We start from the raw sequence: 321 nt of genomic DNA on the forward strand, positions 1-321 counted from the left end.
CTGGCGAGCCAGACCGCGAAGGCGACGGACGAGATTTCCTCGCATATCACGGGCATGCAGGGGGCCACCGCCGAATCGGTCGCCGCGATCAAGGAGATCGGCGCAACCATCGGCCAGATCTCGTCGATCTCGACCTCGATCGCGAGCGCGGTCGAGCAGCAGGGCGCCGCGACCCAGGAGATCGCGCGCAGCGTCCAGACCGTCGCGCAGGGCACCCAGACCGCAGCCACCGACATCGGTGAGGTCAACCGCGGCGCCGCCGAGACCGGCTCGGCCTCGGAGGAGGTGCTGCACTCGGCCAAGACGCTGTCATCCGAAAGC

At 69.2% G+C, this 321-nt stretch carries 1 pseudogene; it reads left to right on the forward strand.

The window, feature by feature from the left end:
* Nucleotides 1-321, forward strand: a pseudogene (locus RAD04_RS38515) (methyl-accepting chemotaxis protein); the annotation flags it as partial.

This window comes from Bradyrhizobium sp. 25ACV (genome assembly GCF_054863005.1).